The 21332-nt window shown below is 41.6% G+C and carries 18 protein-coding genes; 5 read left to right on the top strand and 13 right to left on the bottom strand.

Going from position 1 to position 21332, the window contains the following annotated elements:
• Positions 1-69: 69 nt before the first annotated feature.
• The 8 genes from traF (ACMUMQ_RS14520) to astE form a co-directional block, all read right to left on the bottom strand.
• Positions 70-1308 (bottom strand): conjugal transfer protein TraF, encoded by a 1239-nt coding sequence (traF, locus tag ACMUMQ_RS14520; protein ID WP_414682676.1) that lies wholly within the window; start codon positions 1306-1308, stop codon positions 70-72.
• A gap of 241 nt (positions 1309-1549) precedes the next feature.
• On the bottom strand, positions 1550-2815 hold the full coding sequence (traF, locus tag ACMUMQ_RS14515) for a conjugal transfer protein TraF (RefSeq protein ID WP_414682675.1): 1266 nt from the start codon (positions 2813-2815) through the stop codon (positions 1550-1552).
• Positions 2816-3069: 254 nt separating this feature from the next.
• Positions 3070-3876, bottom strand: a complete 807-nt coding sequence (gene kdsB, locus ACMUMQ_RS14510; protein ID WP_414682674.1) for a 3-deoxy-manno-octulosonate cytidylyltransferase — start codon at positions 3874-3876, stop codon at positions 3070-3072.
• On the bottom strand, positions 3876-4457 hold the full coding sequence (locus tag ACMUMQ_RS14505; protein ID WP_414682673.1) for a KdsC family phosphatase: 582 nt from the start codon (positions 4455-4457) through the stop codon (positions 3876-3878). The genes kdsB and ACMUMQ_RS14505 overlap by 1 nt, the downstream gene beginning before the upstream one ends.
• Before the next feature lie 3 nt (positions 4458-4460).
• Positions 4461-5318, bottom strand: a complete 858-nt coding sequence (gene kdsA / locus ACMUMQ_RS14500; RefSeq protein WP_414682672.1) for a 3-deoxy-8-phosphooctulonate synthase — start codon at positions 5316-5318, stop codon at positions 4461-4463.
• 68 nt (positions 5319-5386) lie between these two features.
• The gene (locus tag ACMUMQ_RS14495; protein WP_414682671.1) at positions 5387-6361 is read right to left on the bottom strand and encodes a KpsF/GutQ family sugar-phosphate isomerase; all 975 of its coding nucleotides are present in this window, start codon (positions 6359-6361) and stop codon (positions 5387-5389) included.
• Positions 6362-6477: 116 nt separating this feature from the next.
• The gene (znuA, locus tag ACMUMQ_RS14490; RefSeq protein ID WP_414682670.1) at positions 6478-7479 is read right to left on the bottom strand and encodes a zinc ABC transporter substrate-binding protein ZnuA; all 1002 of its coding nucleotides are present in this window, start codon (positions 7477-7479) and stop codon (positions 6478-6480) included.
• A 120-nt stretch (positions 7480-7599) separates the two neighbouring features.
• Positions 7600-8616 (bottom strand): succinylglutamate desuccinylase, encoded by a 1017-nt coding sequence (astE, locus tag ACMUMQ_RS14485; protein ID WP_414682669.1) that lies wholly within the window; start codon positions 8614-8616, stop codon positions 7600-7602.
• Positions 8617-8848: 232 nt separating this feature from the next.
• On the opposite strand from astE, the gene ACMUMQ_RS14480 reads away from it, so the two are divergent.
• The 4 genes from ACMUMQ_RS14480 to glnK all read left to right on the top strand — a co-directional run bounded on the left by ACMUMQ_RS14480 (position 8849) and on the right by glnK (position 11851).
• On the top strand, positions 8849-9385 hold the full coding sequence (locus tag ACMUMQ_RS14480) for an NUDIX hydrolase (RefSeq protein ID WP_414682668.1): 537 nt from the start codon (positions 8849-8851) through the stop codon (positions 9383-9385).
• Entirely contained in the window at positions 9372-10151 is a 780-nt protein-coding gene (locus ACMUMQ_RS14475; RefSeq protein WP_414682667.1) for a DUF2927 domain-containing protein, read from the top strand. The genes ACMUMQ_RS14480 and ACMUMQ_RS14475 overlap by 14 nt, the downstream gene beginning before the upstream one ends.
• A gap of 152 nt (positions 10152-10303) precedes the next feature.
• Positions 10304-11404: a uroporphyrinogen decarboxylase gene (gene hemE / locus ACMUMQ_RS14470; protein ID WP_414682666.1), complete on the top strand. Its 1101-nt coding sequence runs from the start codon at positions 10304-10306 to the stop codon at positions 11402-11404.
• A gap of 108 nt (positions 11405-11512) precedes the next feature.
• The gene (gene glnK / locus ACMUMQ_RS14465; protein ID WP_414682665.1) at positions 11513-11851 is read left to right on the top strand and encodes a P-II family nitrogen regulator; all 339 of its coding nucleotides are present in this window, start codon (positions 11513-11515) and stop codon (positions 11849-11851) included.
• Positions 11852-11953: 102 nt separating this feature from the next.
• On the opposite strand, the gene ACMUMQ_RS14460 is transcribed toward glnK, so the two are convergent.
• The 5 genes from ACMUMQ_RS14460 to ACMUMQ_RS14440 all read right to left on the bottom strand — a co-directional run bounded on the left by ACMUMQ_RS14460 (position 11954) and on the right by ACMUMQ_RS14440 (position 16206).
• A complete protein-coding gene (locus tag ACMUMQ_RS14460) occupies positions 11954-12664 on the bottom strand; it encodes an ABC transporter permease (RefSeq protein WP_414682664.1) in 711 nt (236 codons plus the stop codon).
• A 3-nt stretch (positions 12665-12667) separates the two neighbouring features.
• Positions 12668-13357, bottom strand: a complete 690-nt coding sequence (locus tag ACMUMQ_RS14455; protein ID WP_347984591.1) for an ABC transporter permease — start codon at positions 13355-13357, stop codon at positions 12668-12670.
• Positions 13358-13446: 89 nt separating this feature from the next.
• A complete protein-coding gene (locus tag ACMUMQ_RS14450) occupies positions 13447-14205 on the bottom strand; it encodes a transporter substrate-binding domain-containing protein (RefSeq protein WP_414682663.1) in 759 nt (252 codons plus the stop codon).
• A 73-nt stretch (positions 14206-14278) separates the two neighbouring features.
• Complete coding sequence (locus tag ACMUMQ_RS14445; RefSeq protein WP_317002875.1) at positions 14279-15046, bottom strand: ABC transporter ATP-binding protein; 768 nt, start codon at positions 15044-15046, stop codon at positions 14279-14281.
• A gap of 140 nt (positions 15047-15186) precedes the next feature.
• Positions 15187-16206, bottom strand: coding sequence for a GlxA family transcriptional regulator (locus ACMUMQ_RS14440; RefSeq protein WP_414682719.1), 1020 nt, complete (start codon positions 16204-16206; stop codon positions 15187-15189).
• 295 nt (positions 16207-16501) lie between these two features.
• Here ACMUMQ_RS14440 and ACMUMQ_RS14435 point away from each other — a divergent pair, with 295 nt between their 5' ends.
• Positions 16502-21319 (top strand): NAD-glutamate dehydrogenase, encoded by a 4818-nt coding sequence (locus ACMUMQ_RS14435; protein ID WP_414682662.1) that lies wholly within the window; start codon positions 16502-16504, stop codon positions 21317-21319.
• The last annotated feature ends 13 nt before the right edge of the window (positions 21320-21332 follow it).

Genomic DNA, 21332 nt, shown 5'->3' with positions numbered 1-21332 from the left:
GCATTTTTCTCCACATATTCAATCCGAAGATAAAAACCAACAAACCTAATAATTAGGTCTTAACCGTAATTAAAAAGAAGCATTATAACCAAGTGCAACATAATAACTGCGTGGTGTTTCATCACCGTTGTCATCGTCAATTTTGTCTAGAGCAACAGCAACATCTAAGTTTAAATGTTGTGAAAAGGTCAAACCTACCGAGGAGTAACTTAACTCAGAACCTGCTAAGTTTTTTCTAAAACCGATACGAATACCTGGAAAAACTTGGGAACTACCATAGTAAGATAATGACGCAGTGGCCCATTGATAACGATCTTCAACAGCATCTTCAACCGAATTAAGATCATATGAGACACCTAACATCCACCTCTTACTTAACGTTGAAATGGCAGCATCAATTGTTGCTTGCATTTCCATTGTATAAGAGGAACTTTCAGTTATACCATAAGTGTATGATGAGCCATTTTGAATAATAGAGGGCTTTTTGAACACAGGCTCATTCAAGTTAGCAAGAGTCAAACCTGACTGAAAATGATGTGACATCCAAATAATTCCAAGGTCAACACCAACACCTGTACTACTGACTGAATCATCTGAAATGGTATTAGAAATAGCATCCGCAGCATCATTATCCTTGTCATCTAACTCTACTAGAGCACGCCCTAAAGACATTTGATGTAAATTAGCCTTTATGCCCCCTACCCACATACCACGAGAGTTTTCCCATATAGATTGGCTATAACCTACTCCTACACTAAAATCAGTCGCTGTTTGGGCATAAAAAGAAGTATCCGTAATTAGCTCATTTCCTATCCTTAGAAAAGTTCCCGCTAATAAGCTACCCTTACCAATAACGGACAAATTTGCATCTAACATGAAAGCGCCACTGTTCCGAGTTTTATAAATAATTGGCATAAAAGGAAGCTGCATATTTAGTGACGTTTTCACATATGCGTCATCACCTATTTCGGCAAGTAATGCATTCGCTTCACTTACTCCATTTTTAGCATCTGCAAAATCTACATAATTTGCATCTACGATTTTCTCCAAATTTTCAACCTGATCCTCTAAGTCACTCACAGCTCCTATTTCAATGCCAATACTTAAAGGACCAAGAGTACCAGAGCGAAAACTGCCATCACTAACCATAAAATAAGGAGCAGCGGGATTAGAAAGTGATGTTACAAGTGCCCATTGATTTGGCATGTTACCTAATGTAAAACTTGCCCCTATCGGCTGATTCACTGACATTGCCAAAATTGTGGCTGAACTTAGCAAGCCAATAGGAATCAATAAAAGCTTTTTCATGATCTAATTCTTCCTTAAGAAATATAAAAAAATAAGCTAGCGGTTTCATTCCATATAAATATTTGGCCGCTAAGCAATAAACTTCAGCTAATCTAAGGCATACTTTATAGAGTTACTCGACCATGACCTAGCGTCCATAAGCTTTATTTTTCAGTACCATCGACCCACACTTTTTAAACATTCTATAAGGTAAGCAAATAGTTTAAAAATTATCGATTACCTTATAGAGCTTTTTCTTTAATTAGAATGCAGTATTATAACCTAGAGCGATGTAGAAACTACGTGGGACTGCCTCTCCATCTTCGCTTTCAACTGTATCCAAAGCAACAGCAAGGTCTAAATTAAAACGCTTAAGTAAAGTCAGACCTGCAGACGCATAGCTTAATTCAGAGCCGGCCATATTTTGACGGAAACCAACACGAAGCCCAGGCAAGAAGTGTGAATCACCATAGTAAGACAAAGAGGCAGCAGCCCACTGATATTCATCACCAAATGCATCTTCTACAGGGTTCACATCATATGAAAAGCCTAAAGTCACTTGCTTACCTGGAGTCGTAATGGCAGCATCAACCGTCGTTTGCATCTCCATAATGTAAGTATCATTAGCACTTATACCATACTCATCCGAAGCATCATTGGTTGTAATCAATACACCATCAAACTCAGGTTCATTAATATTAGCAAACGTCACACCAGCTTGATAATAGTCAGATAACCAAATAAGCCCAAAATCCAATCCAATCCCCGTACTACTTACAGAGTCATCTGAAAGCCCATCGGAAATTTCATCTCCTGCATCATAATCATCATCACCATTATCGTCTAATGACGCCAAAGCACGACCTAAGGAGATTTGATGCAAATTGGCTTTTACACCACCGACCAACATTCCGTGAGAGTTTTGCCACATTGACTGGCTATAGCCTAAGCCAATATTTAAATCCGTTACTGTTTGTGCGTATAAAGAGGTATCAGTATTGAAATCTTCTTCTGTACTATCGTATTCAACTTCACTAGCTAACAAACTTGCTTTAAGTGAGCCGGAGATACTAGCATCCAGCATAAATGCACCATTATTTTTTGTTTTATAAATAACTGGCATTAGAGGCACTTGCATACTAACTGAAGTTTTTACATAAGCAGAATCACCAATCTCAGCTAAAACTTCGTTAGCCTCATCCGCAGCAGCAGCACCAGCTGTAGTGTCGCTACCATAATCGGTATCAAGAATATCCTCTAAGCTTTCAACTTGATCTTCAAGGTCACTTACATCACCGAACTCTACACCTACGCCAAGCGGCCCTAGAATACCAAAACGGAAACTGTCATTATCTTGTTCATTAACCATCAAGAAAGGTGCGGCAGGGTTGCCTAAAGCAGTTGAAAGTGCTCGTTGGTTTGGGGCGCTGCTCAGTGTAAAGCTAGACCCTACAGGGTGGTTAACTGGCATAGCTGCCATAACCGCCGAGTTCAATAAAGTCATGGACATTAATATAAGCTTTTTCATGATTTAATCCTTCCTATTCCTTAGCCAATCAAAACGTTTGATGATAAAAACAAATCATTACACTCTAATGATTATAGACTTACTCTTTACATAATCTCTACACAAAGAGCGCTTTTATGTATTATTGAGATAGAGGTACATATAAAAAGAGTACTCATCCGTGATAGAACCATAAAAAAACCGCAACCTATGCAGAATAAGTTACGGTTTTTATTAAGCTTTTAATGCTTACACTAGATATTTTATCAATCTAATTAACTGTCTAATAAGCTTAACTGATGTCTTAATTTTTCCAAGTCTTCCGGTGTATCAACACCATGCATAGGCAAGCTGTCCGCTAGTGCAACTTGGACTTTAACCCCTTGGTGCAAGAATCTTAGCTGTTCTAACTTTTCCCAACGCTCTAATGGCGACATGGGTAAATCAGCGTATTTAGCAAGTAAGCTTGCTCGATATACATACAAGCCAATATGACGCAAAGCAGGAAAGTCTACGGGCAAATAGCCTTCTTTAGAGTCAATGCCAGCAAAACCATCGCGATCCCAAGGCATGGGGGCTCGACTAAAATACAATGCTCGTTGCATCTCGTCACAAACCACTTTAACCACGTTCGGGTTAAAAAGATCAGCAACATCATCAATCACACAAGCCACCGTTGCCATCTCTGCCTCATTGTCTTGGCTCAAAGCCATCACACTGGAATGAATCAGCTCAATTGGCAGAAAAGGTTCATCACCTTGCACATTGACAATAATCTCATTGTCTTTCCAGCCCATTTTAGCGGCCACTTCGGCAAGGCGTTCTGTGCCATTTTCATGGTCATCACGAGTCATAATGACAGAGGCGCCAAATTCTGATGCTGCTTGATAAATAACCTCATGATCTGTTGCAACGGTTACCGTCTGAGCACCAGCCTTTAAAGACAATTCATAAACCCACTGTAATACTGGCTTACCACCTAGATCCGCCATCAGTTTTTTAGGAAAACGTTGAGACGCATAACGGGCAGGAATCACTATATGAAATTCTGGTAATCCTTGTGTATTTTTAGGTGTTGTCATTATTTTTCGAACTCCGGCTTCTGCGCCAATTCATACGCTTCTTCTAAGGACATACGTGTAGATAAAATAAGGTCAGCAACTTCCCTTGCCACTCCTTCTCCCGCGGCTTTATGTAAAACAATAGAGCAATGGCGATGCAATAGAAGGTGAGCGTCTGCAGGACACAAAGCCACACCGACCTTAGGCATCACTTGCAAATCAATGACATCATCACCGACATAAGCCGCTTCGGCAGGATCCAGATTCAAACGAGTGATTAAATCGTCAAACGCTTCCGCTTTATTATGGCAACCGGGATAAAAATGATCGACTTTTAGGTCTTTCATTCGAAGTCTCAAGGGTGCGGAATCTTTGGCCGTAATCACCGCGACTTGAATCCCCCACTTAGGCAGCAATTTCATTGCAACCCCATCTTTCACATTAAAGCATTTAATATTTTCGCCCTGATCGGTATACAACAAACGACCGTCTGTCAGTACGCCATCCACATCAAACACGACAAGTTTCAGTGACTGTAATTTGGCCACTAATGAATCATCATTCTGCAATGAGGGGTAAAAGGAAAGAAAAGTCGAATCCATTATTTAGGCACTCGTGTCTAATTCTTCAAACGTTTTGACCAGTTCGTCAAGCTGCTTCATCTGCTTCAAGAAAGGCGCCAATTTGCCTAATGGTAAAGCACAAGGCCCGTCACATTTTGCACTGTCTGGTGTTGGGTGAGTTTCTAGGAATAAACTCGACAAGCCTAAAGACATTCCAGCACGAGCAAGCTCTGTTACTTGAGCACGACGGCCATCGGCAGAATCTTCACGGCCGCCTGGCCGTTGTAAGGAATGCGTCACATCAAACATCACTGGATAACCCATTTTTTTCATTTCGCCAAAACCAAGCATGTCTACAACTAAGTTGTTGTAACCCATCATGGTGCCACGCTCACACAACATCAGCTGATCATTGCCTGCTTCTTGGCATTTCGTCAGTATGTGTTTCATTTCATGAGGCGCAAGGAATTGGGCTTTTTTGATGTTAATTACCGCTCCTGTTTTCGCCATCTCAACAACCAAATCCGTTTGACGAGATAAAAAAGCGGGCAACTGAATCACATCAGCTACTTCTGCCACCGGCGCACACTGATAACCTTCGTGAACATCTGTGATAACAGGCACACCAAAAGTGTCTTTGATTTCTTGAAGAATTTTCAAACCTTCTTCCATGCCAGGCCCACGGAAAGAATTGATGGAAGATCGGTTAGCTTTATCAAACGAGCCTTTAAACACATAAGGAATGTCTAATGCCTGCGTCACTTTTACATGCTCTTCTGCTACTCGCATTGCGAGATCACGAGATTCTAGAACATTAACGCCGCTGAATAACACAAACGGCAAATGGTTGGCTACTTCAACTTTGTTGCCGATTTTAATCACTTTGGATTCTTTAGACATGGTTGCTCCATTTAAATTTCAATTCGCACACTCTAAGTCAAACAGAGCAGCAAGATAGACATCAATATTTATCGATCGTAAATTTCTAAAATACCAGACACTTTTTGATCATCGTCCACAACAATTAATAAGGTGATCTTGTCGCGTAACATTTGCTCTTCAGCTTGTACTATCATGACATTTTCATTGATGGTTTTCGGATTTGGTGTCATTAAACTTGCCATGGTTTTCTGTATCATGCCTTCACTTTCTTTCAACATAGCACGACGCAAATCACCATCGGTAAAAATCCCTAATAATTTATCTTCATCTTGAATCAAAACCACACCCATGCGGCCATGGGTCATCACAGAAATGGCTTCTTTCAACGTAGCCGTTGACGAACATACAGGTAAGTTTTCCTTATGCATTAGGTCTTTCACACGCGTCAAGAGCTTACGCCCTAAGCTTCCGCCAGGATGAAAACGTGCAAAATCTTGCGGCTGAAAATCTCGACACTCCATCAAGGCAACGGCCAAAGCATCGCCCATTGCCGTTGTCATGGTTGTTGATGTGGTTGGTGCTAGATTATTCGGGCAGGTTTCTCTATCTACCGAAATATCCAACACACAATCGCAATGCTTGGCTAAGGTGGAATCCATGTTACCGACCAAAGCAACACTTGGATTACCAAAGCTTTTCAGTGAAGGTAACAGTCTCATCAACTCTTCGGTTTCACCCGAGTAACTGATTAACACCAACACATCTTCTGGTTGAATCATACCTAAATCGCCATGAAACGCTTCTCCAGGGTGAAGAAAAAAACTAGGCGTTCCTGTAGAAGCAAAAGTCGCTGCGATTTTTTTGCCTATCAAGCCTGATTTCCCCATTCCACAGATAATGGTTCTGCCTTTACTGGCAAGAATCATACGAACGGCTTTGGCAAATTCTTCTGTAACTTGATTCGATAAATTAGTAAGAGCTTGAGCTTGAATAGATAAGGTGCGCTGAGCACTTTGGATAAGGGCGTCTGAGTGGGTATTGTTAGTCGTTAGGTCGCTCATAAAGCCTCTCTGCTCTCCATAATGAACGTAAAGTTGCGTCATTATACAGAGTAGAAAGTAAATCGCCTACCAAAGAGCAAGCTTTCACAGCTTATTCTAGCGGTAGGCGAAACACATTAGCCTAAGCAGCTAAGGAATTGACCGCTCAAGGTGCTTAAGAATGTGAAGTAAGCATCTTTACTTAGAGGAATTTCACTGCCTAGAGGGTCTAAAACAGCCGTTTTCACGTTAGTGCCATCTAGCAAGGCTTTAACAATGCCTGGGCTAAATTGTGGTTCACTAAACACGCATTGAATTTTGTTTTCTTCAATTTGATGGCGAAGTTCTGCAACTTTCTTCGCTCCTGGTTTACGCTCTGGGCTCACTGATACTTCGCCAGAATTGTTCAAACCATAATGCTCTTCGAAGTAAGTATATGCGTCATGGAAAACGATATAAGGTACTTTAGAAACCTTATCAAAAGAGTGACGTATCTCGTCATCTTTTGCAGACAAACCTTTATCGAATGCTGCTAGGTTAGCTTTGTAATATTCTGCGTTTGCTGAATCTAAGTACACCATACGCATAGTCACAGCTTCCGCCAAGACTCGTGCATTATCAGGCGACAACCAAACATGTGGATCAACACCTTCATGGCTGTGACCTTCATGACCTTCATGCTCGTCGTGGTCGTGATCGTCATGCCCATCATGATCGTGGTCGTCATGCTCATCATGGTCGTGATCGTCATGCTCATCATGGCCGTGGTCGTCATGCTCATCATGATCGTCATGACCCTCTTCACCAAAGTTATGAAGCTCCACACCTTTCAGAGCAAGCCACTCAATAGAGGACTCTTCTTTTCCTGCGTTTTTAAGCGGTTTCTCTAGAAAGTTTTCTAGTGATTCACCCACCCAAACAACAGCATCTGCATTCGAAATTTTTCTAAGGTCAGATGGTCGTAACGCGAAGTCATGAGGTGATGCCGTGCTTGATACAATTTGTTGTATGTCCGCTTTATCGCCAGCAATGGCTGCCACAATCATGGAAACAGGACTAATACTTGTAACAATGGTTGGTTTTGCTAAAGCAAGAGGAGATAAGGCAGAAACGCCTAGCGCAAAAAAGAGTTTGTTCATTATTGGGTACCGGTTAAGATGTTATAACATAACGGTACGATATTAAAAAAAGAGATTCAAGTCATTTGACTAAAATCTCTTATAAATAAACCATTTTTAAGACACTAAAAAGGACAACAGTCAAACAAGTTGCAATGCTTCCAGCTCAATTGGTCGAACCATTAAACCCGCTCTTTGCCCGACAGGTAAATTCGTATTAGGGAAGACAATCGCATCTCCGTTTTTTTCAACCTGATACTGGCTCTTTTCGGAACGAGCTAAAACATAACCTTCCTCAAATTGAGTAAAGTTTTTCACATCATCAGCAATACTTAATTCATAGCTTTCATCGTCTTTTATTAGAGCCTCAAGTACTGAAAAAACCTGCAAAGTAGACAAAGGTTTTTGCGCCAAAACACCTTCTTGTAGCAATAAAACCAAACTGCGTTCTAGATCATCAAAGCGTGACAGATCATTTTGGCCAAACGGATGAACTTTCCCAAGCTCTACGGTAAAAGCATGAGCACCATGGGCAGCATGACTATAATAAGAAAAAGTCGTGGTTGGTTGATGGGATAGCAACACAGCTTCTATTCCGCTAGACGCTAAAAAGGCCAATTGCTCTTTGTCATAAACAGCCTTTTCGACAAATGGATGCACAACAAATTTTTCATGCATAGATCCTCGGATGGCAGTGTGCAAATCATAATGCAACCGGACTTGCTCTCCTTGCTGCTCTTCCTTTTGATAAAAATCACTGACGGCCAACTCAAGTTGTTGCGCCCTATCGGCTTCAAAACCTTCGTAGTTTTGCCAAGCTCCACTAAACAACCGATTCAGGTTCACTTCACAAAAGCGTTTTGAGCAGTTGGCAGCGATAGGATTTCCGATCAACACAAGAAGTCGAATATTTAATGTTAACTGACCTTCAAGAATCGACGTAACAAGATTATTGAGTAACTCTATCGGACCTGTTTCATTACCATGAATGCCGGCAGATAAAACAAGACTTGTAGAAGACGCCTCTGTTGGCTCAAGCCTTAAAATTCCAGTGTCTTCAACAAAGGCTGTGCCACTAGGAAAGGTAAAATGAAAAGGGGAAATTTCTTTTGGATTAGCCAAGGTTAATGCCAAAAAGTCATTATTCAAAATAGTCATTTTTTCCTTAAAGCCACTCTTAAAATAAAAAATAGGAAGCTTATCATACTGTTTTTTGCGATTTTCACACGAAACATTCAAGGTTTTCATGCATAAAACAAAATAATAGGTCGCTTTATTTATACTCCACTAGGCCAGAAACGAATGACAAGAAAACAGAAATCTTTTCTTTCAAGTAAAATGCCGATACCCTCTTTATTTACAGCAATGTTTTCAACCAATCGAGTACTTTATGCCAGTGAATGACGAAGTCATTATATTAGTCGATCAACACAACAACATCATTGGTGATGTACCACGACGCAAAATGGACTTTAGCACTGACTTCCATCGCGTAACCTACATTCTTGTGTTCAATAAAGCCGGAAACCTACTTGTTCAAAAAAGAGCCGCTGACAAAGCCTTTTGCCCAAACTTTTATGGCATAACAACCGGCGGAGTTGTGGAAAAAGGCGAATCCTACATAGACTCAGCACACCGCGAATTACAAGAAGAGCTTGGCTTTGATGCGCCATTAGAAAGCCAAGGTATTTTTCTCACCCAAGGAGAAGGGTTTAACATCTGGGGTAAAATCTTCGTGTGCCACTACGATCAAGAAGAGCATGGGGAGCTAACACTCCAACAAAAAGAAGTCGCTTCAATCCATGAAATGAGTATTGATGATATTCTCACCAACCCAAATAATTTGCCTTTCACGCCTGATTCTTTGGATGCTCTACAGCATTTCACAAGCCAACTAACCCAAGCTAAATCAGATGATCCGCTTTAGTCTTTTACTTTCACTCCTTTGGCTCGCTCTTCCGTCTCTTGCTCAAGAGCGCTGGCAAAGCGATCAATACATCCAAGACAGTTTCATTAAAATTGCATTGGGACGTGAATATAAAGAAACAAAATACCCAAAACTCATACGCTGGAATCAGCCTATAAAACTGTTCTTTGAAAGCGAAAGCGGAGACAGTGAACTTCAAAAAGAGTTACTAAGTGTCCACGCCAAGCACCTTTCGTCCATCACAGGTTTATCGATTGAATTTACAGACAATCCTAAAAAAGCAAACATGTTTGCCATCTTCACTCGCTACGAAAATATGGAAAACAAGGTTCAGCAGTATATTGGCGATCCTGAAAAAATTCGCGCGGCTTTGAACGAAGCGATATGTCTCGGCACATTCAGGCGCAACTCACGTTATGAAATAACTAAAGGCATCATTATTATCCCAGTGGACTATGCACGGGAAAAAGCTCGCTTTTTAGATTGTATCGTTGAGGAAATCACCCAGTTACTCGGACTGCCCAATGATTCTGACGATGTATTTCCCTCAATTTTTAATGACATTAGTATTGATACTTACCTAAGTCCTCTCGACTATATTTTGCTAAAAGCCCTGTATTCCTCTGAACTAAAACAAGGTATGGATGAAAAGCAAACCAAAGCGGCGTTCCCGTCCGTTTTAAAGAATTTACATGCCAATAAAAACATTGAGAATGCAGCCCAACAAGTGCAACTCCACAGCCTAAAAAGATATCTAGGTGATTGATTACCCTTATAAATAGCCATTAACAAACCCTGCTATAGATCAATATTATTGGTCTTTTCAACGGGCTTCTCATAAATTGTATTTATTCCCTCTGCTTTTCCCTTATAAGTTAGGTAAAATGCGCTCAATAAAATTCACATCGGAGAGTATTAATGTTTCCAGAACTCAAAAATGACCGCTTCTTGCGCGCATTGCTCAAACAGCCAGTCGACACAACCCCTGTATGGATGATGAGACAAGCTGGACGCTATTTACCAGAATATCGAGCAAGTCGAGCAACTGCTGGAGATTTTTTGAGCTTATGTAAAAACGACGCATTTGCCTGTGAAGTGACGCTACAGCCACTTAGACGATATGAATTAGATGCCGCGATTTTATTTTCAGACATCTTAACCATCCCTGATGAAATGGGCTTAGGCTTATATTTCGAAACAGGTGAAGGCCCAAAATTCAAACATAAAATCCGTACCAAAGCAGATGTTGAAGCTTTACCAATTACAACAGCAAACGACCTCGATTATGTGATGAAAGCTGTCACCACTATTCGTCATGCGTTAAACGGCGATGTGCCACTAATAGGCTTTTCTGGCAGTCCATGGACTTTAGCAACTTATATGGTTGAAGGTGGATCAAGCAAAGATTTCCGTCACATTAAAGCCATGATGTACCAATCTCCAGAGACGCTTCATGCCCTATTAAACAAATTGGCTGAATCAGTAACAGCCTACCTAAATGGGCAGATTTTAGCTGGCGCACAAGCCCTACAAATATTTGATACTTGGGGCGGTGTTTTGAGTGGCCCGATGTACCAGCAGTTCTCATTGCTCTACATGAAGCAAATCCTAGATGGCCTTATCCATGAACATAATGGGCAAAAAATCCCAGTGATCTTGTTCACTAAAAATGGCGGCCAATGGTTAGAAAACATGGCAGCCACTGGTCCAGATGCATTAGGTTTAGATTGGACAACTGATATTTCTGAAGCTCGTGCTCGCGTTGGCGATAAAGTGGCATTACAAGGAAACATCGATCCTAGCGTGCTTTATGCAGATCAGAGTGTCATCGAGCGTGAAGTGGAAAACGTACTATCGGGATTTGGTCATGGTACTGGCCATGTATTTAATCTTGGTCACGGCATACATCAGTTCGTCAACCCTGATCACCCAAAATACCTAATTGACGCTGTGCATAAATTGGGGGAAAAGTATCATCAGCCTGAGTTTGATGACCTAGACGCGATGAATGGCCTTTAGTAAATAACACTAGAAAGAAGCTTCATAAACATCAAGTATGTAGCGCCTTTAATAAGAGAGTGGTATTTTAAATCCAAAGAATACTTTTTATTCCTATGGAGAGCAGAAATGAAATTAATTACAGCCATTATTAAACCCTTCAAACTAGATGAAGTACGTGAGGCATTATCCGAAATAGGAATTAATGGCATCACAGTAACAGAAGTGAAAGGTTTTGGTCGTCAACGAGGCCACACTGAACTTTATCGTGGCGCTGAGTATGTGGTTGATTTTTTACCTAAAGTTAAACTAGAACTTGCCATAGAAAGCGATCAAGTTGAACGCGCGATCGAAGTAATACAAAACAGCGCGAACACAGGAAAAATTGGTGACGGTAAAATTTTCGTTACCACTCTTGAGCAAGTTATCCGAATCCGTACAGGCGAAACTGGAAACGAAGCGATTTAACACTTCATTTTCAGAACCAAAAGTACGATCAGAATCGCAATAAAAAAGAGGCTTAAGCCTCTTTTTTATTGATCCGAATCCATTCTCAAAAACAGCCTCGCATTACCCTTTATCTGGAACCTTAATAGATAAAGTGCCTAGGTAACGGTTTTGACGTAATTCGATTTGACGGAAAATCGCAATAACAACAATACTGATCAACAAATATATGCCACCAGCCGCCAAGAAAATTTCCATCGGCGTATAGGTTCTTGCGATGATGGTTCTTGCCATACCGGTCAAGTCCAAAATGGTAATAGTACTTGCCAACGCACTGCCCTTTAGCATCAAGATAATCTCGTTACCGTAAGCAGGTAAAACAATACCAAAGGCCCGAGGCAAAAGAATACGACGGTACATTTGTACTTTCGTCATACCGACTACTTTACAAGCCTCAACTTCACCTTGAGGAATGGCTTGAATCGCGCCTCTGAAAATCTCTGCCGTATAAGCAGACGTATTCAAAGTGAAAGCAATAATAGCGCACCAAAAAGGTTCTCTTAGGATAGGCCAAAAGATACTTTCTCGTACTACATCAAATTGCGACGCACCGTAATAAACCAAAAAGATTTGCACCAACAAAGGCGTACCACGGAAAAAGAAGATATAAGCAAAAGGAAATGCTCTTATCCAAGCAACAGGGGAAATTCTCGCTAAAGCAATTGGCAAGGCCAATATTCCACCTAACACAACAGATAAAACCACTAACTGTAAACTAACCCAAGCGCCACTTAACAAACGGGGAAAGTATTCAACAACAACTGAAAAGTCCATTCATTATCCCCTTGTTAAACCGCGACTGGCTCGTTTTTCTAAGTAAGAAACCAAAACCATAGAAACAATGGTTAAAGCCAAATACATGAAAGCGGCCACCAAATAAAACAAAAACGCTTCTTTCGTACTGCTAACGGCAATGTTAGCTTTACGCATGATGTCATCAAGACCAACAACAGAAACAAGCGCGGTGTCTTTCAGCAAGACTAGAAATAAATTACCAATACCTGGCAAGGCAATACGCCAAACCTGCGGTAAAATAATGCGATAAAACTTACGAACAGGCCCCATACCTAAAGCAATTGCTGCTTCATGCTGCCCTTTAGGGATTGACTGTAAAGCGCCTCGGAAAACTTCTGTCGCATAAGCTCCAAAGGTTAAACCAAGTGCTGTAACACCCGCGGCAAACGCACCTACTTCAATGTATTCGTCATAGCCAAATACGCTGGCAATGGCCATCAAAACACTGGTGGCGCCAAAGTAAATAATAAGAACCGTTAATAGTTCAGGAATACCACGAATAATGGTTGTGTAGCCATGAGCAATCCATCGGAAGAGTTTAATCGAGGACAATTTGGCGGAAGCACCCAACAACCCAAGAATTAAACCGACAAACAGAGAAGACAATGCTAGCTCTAAGGTAACGACAGCACCTTGCAGCAGCTGGTCACCGAATCCATGAAGATCAATCATAGTTTTTTCTCAGAGTAAGCGAAAAAGAGGTTCCTCGGCTTTTACACACCGAGGAACTTTATATGGAGACTTAAATTAACAAGTCACCCTTAGTAGATAGAGAATGGGAAGTAACGAGCGTTGATTTTCTCGTAAGTGCCATCAGCAATCAGCTCATCAAGCGCTTTGTTCAATTTCTCTTTTAACTCAGTGTCGCCTTTACGAACAGCAATACCGATTTCGTCGTTTTTCATGAAAGAGTTGCCTTTGAACTCAAACTGAGACGCGCCTTCTGCTGTTTTCAACCAGTTGTAAGTTGGTAGTTCGTCAGACAAAACGATGTCTAAACGGCCAGAAAGAAGGTCTAGATAAACGTTATCTTGGTTATCATAGAATTTTAGATCCGCTTTACCAGTGAAGTTGTCTTCTAGGTATTGAGCACCCAAAGTTGCACGCTGCGCACCAATTGTTTTGCCAGATAGATCGCTTAGGTCAAATGTCTCACCAACACGGCCCATGAAACGCAATCCGCCAGAGTAGTATTTGTTAGTAAAATCAACGACTTTCAAGCGATCTTCAGTGATAGACATAGAAGCAATAATGGCATCAAATTTACGTACTTTTAAACCAGGAATCAGACCATCCCAGTCTTGAGTCAGGATTTCACAATCCGCTTCCATTCTTGAACATAAGGCACGCGCAATATCAACATCAAAACCTTGTGGCATGCCCGCAGCATCAATAAAGTTGAATGGTGCCCAAGCACCTTCAGTCACAAAGCGTACTTTATCTGCTGCTTGAGCAGAAATAGTAGACATTGCTGCAGTTACTAATAAAGCAGAACCTAAGACAATTTTTTTAAGTTTCATAACACTACCTTTTTGATTATTAAATTATTCACGATAACAAGAGTTAAATCTGTCCTTCCAACCCTGCTACTTCTTAAAATGCACTAGACAAAAATGCTTTGCAACGCTCTGATTTAGGCGAGCCAAACACTTCGTCAGGTGTTCCTTTTTCTTCAACAACGCCTTTATGTAAAAAGACAACATCACTTGACACTTCACGTGCGAAATTCATTTCATGGGTCACAATAAGCATTGTGCGCCCTTCTTCAGCTAGATTACGCATAACACCTAACACTTCCCCAACCAATTCAGGGTCAAGTGCGGAAGTTGGCTCATCAAACAAAATAAGCTGAGGATCCATAGCCAATGTTCTGGCAATCGCAACACGCTGTTGCTGTCCACCAGACAATTGATTTGGGTACATATTTTTCTTTTCTGCTATTCCTACTTTGCGTAACAAATGCTCCGCATATTCAGCAACTTCTTGCTTCGGACGCTTTAGAACATTCAAAGGGCCTTCCATTACATTTTGCAAAATAGTCATATGAGGCCAAAGGTTAAAGCTCTGGAAAACAAATCCGATTTGCTGGCGCATCTTGGTAAGTTGCCTCATATTATTAGCAACAAGATCCGTCTCACCTTGCACCAAGTCCAACTTACCGCCATTGAAGATTATTTCACCTTGCGTTGGGTTCTCAAGTAAGTTGATGCAACGTAAAAACGTGCTTTTACCAGAACCACTAGAGCCAAGAATTGAGATAACATCACCATCATAAGCCTTCAAAGAAATACCTTTGAGCACTTCAACATCGCCAAATGTCTTATGAATATCAATGAGTTCTAACGCTGGGGCTTTCGACATGGTTTTTTTACCTTATTTTATTAGCAGCTAACTGTCTCTAACGAGGCGTAATAAACGCATAGGCCTCTTTGTAACTCCATTTATACTGTCACGAAGAATACAAAAATCACGCCAAAAACAGTCTTAACCAGTAGTTTAAATTATTTTTTCCAAAGTTGCCTTTTTTTCCGGTCGCTCTGTAACGGAATTGAAACCTTGTTATGGGTTTTCTTACGTTCCTCTCTTGGCGTCACACCAAAAAAACTTTTATACGTCGTACTAAAATGGGGCGCTGTAGAAAACCCACACTCATTACCAATATCATTAATAGCTTTATCTGTTTGAGTTAACAACTGTTTAGCATGCTGCAAGCGCAATTCTAAATAGTAGCGAGAAGGCACAATGTCTAAATTACTTTTAAACAACCTCTCCAAGTGCCGTCTAGAAACGCCAACGTGGTAAGCAATATCATCAGAAGAAAGCGGCTCTTGAATATTGGCTTCCATCAATTGAACAGCTTCAACCAGTTTTGGCTGTCCGGTGCCGATACGCGCTTGCAAAGGAATCCTTTGCGGGTCGTCGTGTGTACGGATTCGCTCACACACAAACTGCTCAGAAATACTGCTCGCCAAACTCATACCATGCTGTTTTCCTATTAGAAACAACATCATATCCATGGCTGCTGTGCCACCACTACAGGTGTAGCGGTCTCTATCCACTTCAAACAAATGATTAGACACAATCGTCTGTGGAAACTCGTCACGGAGGTTAGCAATACTCCACCAATGAATCGTCGCTCGATAACCATCTAACAGCCCAGCTTTGGCTAGTAAATGACTTCCCGTGCAAACGCCACCGAGTCCAACATTTCTTTTTGCTTGTTTTTTTAACCAATTTTCTAAAGTTTGATTTTCGTTTTTTGACACAGGTGAAGACCCGCACACAAAAATAGCATCTAAATCACTCGGCGCATCACAAGTTAAGTAGTCCGAGACGGTTACAACCCCCGTATTTGAAGGCATTTCTCTTTCACCGTAACTAATAGTACAAAAAGAATAGAGCTCTTTTCCTGTTACCCAGTTCGCCATATGCAAGGTTTCGATTGCAGAAGAAAAACCCAGCATAGAATAATTGGGCAACAGTAAAAAACCGTATTTTAGGGGCTTTTTACTTGCCTGCATGATTTCTCTTGATGCGAATTCACTCTTGTACAAAATATTATCCTGCGAACTATAGGCAAAAAAGAAGTTTATTTCGTTTAAAATGGATAACAAAGGTTTTTTACTTCTTTCACAAGATGTAAGAGGCTTTGAAAACCACACATGGAAACAACATGTCGCTATTAAGAAAGTTACTAACTATCAAAGGTTTGGTTTTTTCATAATAATCTTATGCAGAGTCTAAGCCAAATACTTTCGCAAAATCGCATTTACAACTAGTTTTATTATGAACACCACTCACAAGGGATGAGTTCTAATGACTGACCACAAAAAAAATGAATTAATCGAACGCGTTGAAGTAGAAATAAATGAAAACTTTAGTGATGCTGAAGCAAGCAACATTATTCAGCTCGCGCACCTTTATTTCCAAGACTCTCTAACAGAAGATTTGGCAGCCGAATCCATTGAAAACCTATACGGCACAATTATCTGCCTATGGGATTTCTTGCAAAATCGCGCTCCAGACCAACCTAAAATCCGCGTTTACAACCCGAATTATGAAGAACACAGTTGGCAATCAACGCACACAGTCGTTGAAATTTTAACGCAAGACATGCCTTTCCTAGTGTCATCATTCAGCATGACACTTGTTCGCTTGGGCTACACAATACACATGACAGTGCATCCGCTTGTACCTGTCGAGCGAAACAAAAAAGGCGAACTTATCAAAATAGGATCGTCTGCCAACACCAACGACTCATTAATGCGTTTTGAAATTGGTCGTTTATCCGATACTAATGTTTTAGATCAAATCAAAGACGAGCTTACTAAAACATTTAGCGACATCACCAAAGCCGTGAATGATTGGCCGCCAATGCAAACCAAGCTTAATGACATCATCACTGAGTCAGAAGGCATTGCGCACCTAAAAGACAACACAGAACACCAAGAAAATTTAGATTTTCTTCGCTGGGTTGCCAACAACCACTTCACTTTTGTCGGCTTCCGCTCATACGACCTAGTTATAGAAAACGATGAAACGCATCTAAAGCTTGTTGATGGTTCAGGGTTGGGCACGTTCCGCGACCTGAGTGACAAGAAAGTAAAACGTGACATCGTTTTGCACGATCATCTTGCCAAACTAGCTGTCGATAATACAAACATGTTGATTTTAACTAAATCAACGGCGATCTCGACCATCCATCGCCCTGTTCATTTGGACTATTTGGGCATCAAACGCTTTGATAAGAAAGGCAATGTGATTGGCGAGTGGCGTTTCTTCGGTTTGTATTCCTCTACCGCTTACATCGCACGCCTACAAGATATTCCATTGCTGCGTAAAAAGCTGGAATTGATCATTGAAAAATCGAATGTGGATCCAAACAGCCACAAGGGCAAGAACCTCAAGCACATTCTAAATAGTTATCCTCGTGATGAAATGTTGCAAGCACCAGCGGAGCACCTTTTCAACGCGATTGAAAGCATTTTAGCTATTCAAGAACGCCGTCAATTACGCGTTTTCCTACGCAAGGATATTTATGGTCGCTTCTTAAATGCATTGGTTTATGTACCAAGAGACCGCTACAACACTGAACTCCGTATTAAAATGCAGGAAATTCTGATGAATGCATGCAACGGAACCAGTTCAGAATTCAACGTACAGTTTTCTCAGTTGGTCTTGGCACGGGTCAATTTCACAATACAAATTGCAGATCCGAAGCAAAGCCCAAAAATTGATGCAGAAGAAATCCAAAGCCGTATGCAAGATGCAATGACATCTTGGGAAGATAAGCTTCTAAATGCATTGTACAAAAGCCATGGTGAAGAAAGCGGCAACAAGCTGTACAACACTTACACGCCTTACTTACCCGTGGCTTACCGAGAAGACTTCTCTCCGAACGCTGCAGTATTAGATATTGAGCGCTTAAGTCTACTTGGAGGCGAAGGCGATATATCCACGCATCTTTACCGTCAAGTTGGCCAAGCTCAAAACAATTACTTCTTTAAAGTCTATGGCGCTGGCACAACACTGGTTCTATCCGATGTATTGCCAATTTTAGAATGCATGGGACTGCGCGTTTTGGAAGCTCGCCCTTACGAGCTAGACCAAAACGGCGATGGCAAAGCCGACACATGGGTTGTTGAATTCGCCATCTGTGTTGATGCAGATGTAAACCTTGAAAAACCAGCACAGCGCGAAGCCTTCCAAGATGCTTTCAACCAAGTATTTAGTCGTCGCGTTGAAAACGATCGCTTCAATGCCTTAGTACTTAACGCTTCTTTGACGTGGCGCCAAATTACTATGCTGCGTGCATTAACCAAATACTTGATGCAACTTCAGGTGCCTTTCTCTGGCCAATACATGCAACAAACCCTAGAGAAAAACACCAGCATCACACGTTTGCTTGTGCAGCTTTTTGAACAACGCTTTGATCCTAGCCAAACAACTAAGCGCGCTGAAAAAGTACAAAAACTGCTTGAGAAAATTGATCTTGAATTAGATCAAGTTGCAAATCTAGATGAAGATAGAATCCTGAAACATTACTTGTCCGTTCTTCAAGCAATGCTACGAACTAACTTCTATCAAGCCGATGCAGAAGGCGGAATCAAAGATTATGTGTCTTTCAAATTAGACCCTTCTCTAATTCCAGCAGTTCCTTTACCGCGTCCTAAATTTGAAATTTTCGTCTACGCTCCTTGGGTGGAAGGCGTGCATATGCGCGGCGGGAAAGTGGCTCGTGGTGGGCTTCGCTGGTCTGACCGCATGGAAGACTTTAGAACCGAAGTTCTTGGTCTTGTTAAAGCTCAAATGGTTAAGAATGCCGTCATTGTTCCTGCGGGCGCAAAAGGTGGTTTCGTTGCGAAACAATTGAAAAAGAACGCTTCCCGCGAAGAAGTTCAAGCGGAAGTAGTTCATTGTTACACCACTTTCATTAGTGGCCTGTTAGACATTACTGACAATCTAGTACAGAACGAAGTCGTTGCTCCGCTTTCTGTTGAACGTTACGACGAAGACGACCCATACTTGGTCGTCGCAGCAGACAAAGGCACAGCAACTTTCTCTGATTTAGCCAACAGCATTTCAGAAAAATACGGCTTCTGGCTAGGAGATGCATTCGCTTCTGGTGGCTCAAATGGTTACGACCACAAGAAAATGGGCATCACGGCGCGTGGCGCATGGGAATCGGTTAAACGCCAATTTAAAGAAATTGGTATCGATTGCCAAACAACCGACTTTACTGCCGTGGGCGTGGGCGATATGGCCGGTGACGTTTTTGGTAACGGTATGCTTCTATCAAAACATACTCGCTTAGTGGCTGCCTTTAACCACATGCACATCTTCATTGATCCGACGCCAGATGCGGCGTCATCCTTCGCTGAACGTGAACGCATGTTTAAATTGCCTCGTTCATCTTGGGAAGATTACAACAAAGAATTGATTTCAAAAGGCGGCGGCATCTTTAATCGCTCTGCGAAGTCGATTCCGATTAATGCAGACATTCGCAAAGCATTAGGTATCGAAGGCAATGTTAAGTCCATGGCGCCGATTGATTTAATCAATGCCATTCTTAAAGCGCCAGTTGATCTGCTTTGGAACGGCGGTATCGGTACTTACGTTAAGTCTGAAGGTGAGTCTCACGCCGATGCTGGCGACAGTGCAAACAATGGATTGCGTGTAAATGGTAAAGAGTTACGCTGCAAAATTGTTGGCGAAGGCGGCAACTTAGGCCTTACTCAACTGGGTCGTATTGAGTTCGCTCAAAACGGCGGCTTGATTAGCACAGATGCCATCGACAACTCAGCCGGTGTAGACAGCTCAGACCACGAAGTAAACATTAAGATTTTGCTGAACCGTGTTGTTGAAAACGGTGACATGACTGAGAAGCAACGCAACAGCTTGTTAGCAGAAATGACAGACGAAGTCGGTAATCTTGTTTTACGTCACAACCTTGGCCAGAGCCATGTGTTGTCGCTTGCTAATGCGCAAGCACCAGAGCGTTTAGCGGACCATTGGCGTTTGATTCAGTCTCTTGTTCGTGAAGGTCGCTTGAACCGTGAAATCGAGTTCTTACCAAGTGATGCTCAAATTAAACGACGCTTAAACAAAGGTTTAGGACTTACTCGTCCTGAAATATCCGTCTTATTGGCTTACTCAAAAATTAAGCTCTCTGAGCAATTGGTCATCGATGGTATTGGCGAAGATTCGGATTTAACGACTCAAATCAATGAGTACTTCCCGACTCAATTGACGAAGCGTTTTGGCAGCCAAATGTCTTCACACCCATTGATTCAAGAAATCATTGCTGGGCATGTAACAAACAATCTTGGCAACCGTATGGGGCCAACCTTTACGACTTACATGCAAGAAGAAACAGGCGCATCATCGTTGAATGTTGTTCGAGCTTACATGGCGGCAGAAGATATCTTCGGCATTGCAGCACTGTGGGATGCAATCAATGATTTGGACTTTGTTGTTTACAATGCCGTGTTGAATGATTTGTTGATCCAAATTCAAGGGCTCATCGAACGTGCAACATTGTGGTTGCTACGCAACACTCGCGAAAGCTTGTCTATCCAGCGCTTAAAAGACACTTATAAGCCTGGTATCGATATTATTCGAGCCAACATGCAAGCGATCTTAACGGAATCAAGCAAAGCGCACTTAGCGGATATTTCTGCCGACCTTGTTAGCAAGAATATCCCAGCGGAACTGGCAGACACCTTGTCTTCTCTTCAAGCGCTATTCTACGGCTTGGACATCATTCGTGTTGCCGCCAATACAGACACAGAAGTACTTGATGTTGCTCAAACCTATTTCGCTTTGGAAATGGACTTAGAGCTGCATTGGTTACGCCATAAAGCAAGCGAACTGCCTGCTGATGATATGTGGCAACAACGGGCGAAAGCAGGATTGGGCGACGAAGTTGACAGCAGCCTAAGAACATTAACTCAAGCCGTGATTCAATCTAGCATTGATATCAAGAAACTGGAGGAACGCTTAACTCATTGGCGTGAGTCAAATAGCGAAAATATAAACCATTACCGCGCGACTTTCGGCGAGATCAAAGCTGAAAGTGAATTAACGCTACCAATGGTAACCGTCGCTATTCGAGAGTTAAGAAATCTGATATAAATTTAACGGTGGC

It is taken from the genome of Marinomonas algae (assembly GCF_047525555.1).
GTDB lineage: Bacteria > Pseudomonadota > Gammaproteobacteria > Pseudomonadales > Marinomonadaceae > Marinomonas.
Note: the sequence above shows the minus strand (reverse complement) of the source record. Positions and strands in the feature narration are given on the sequence as shown.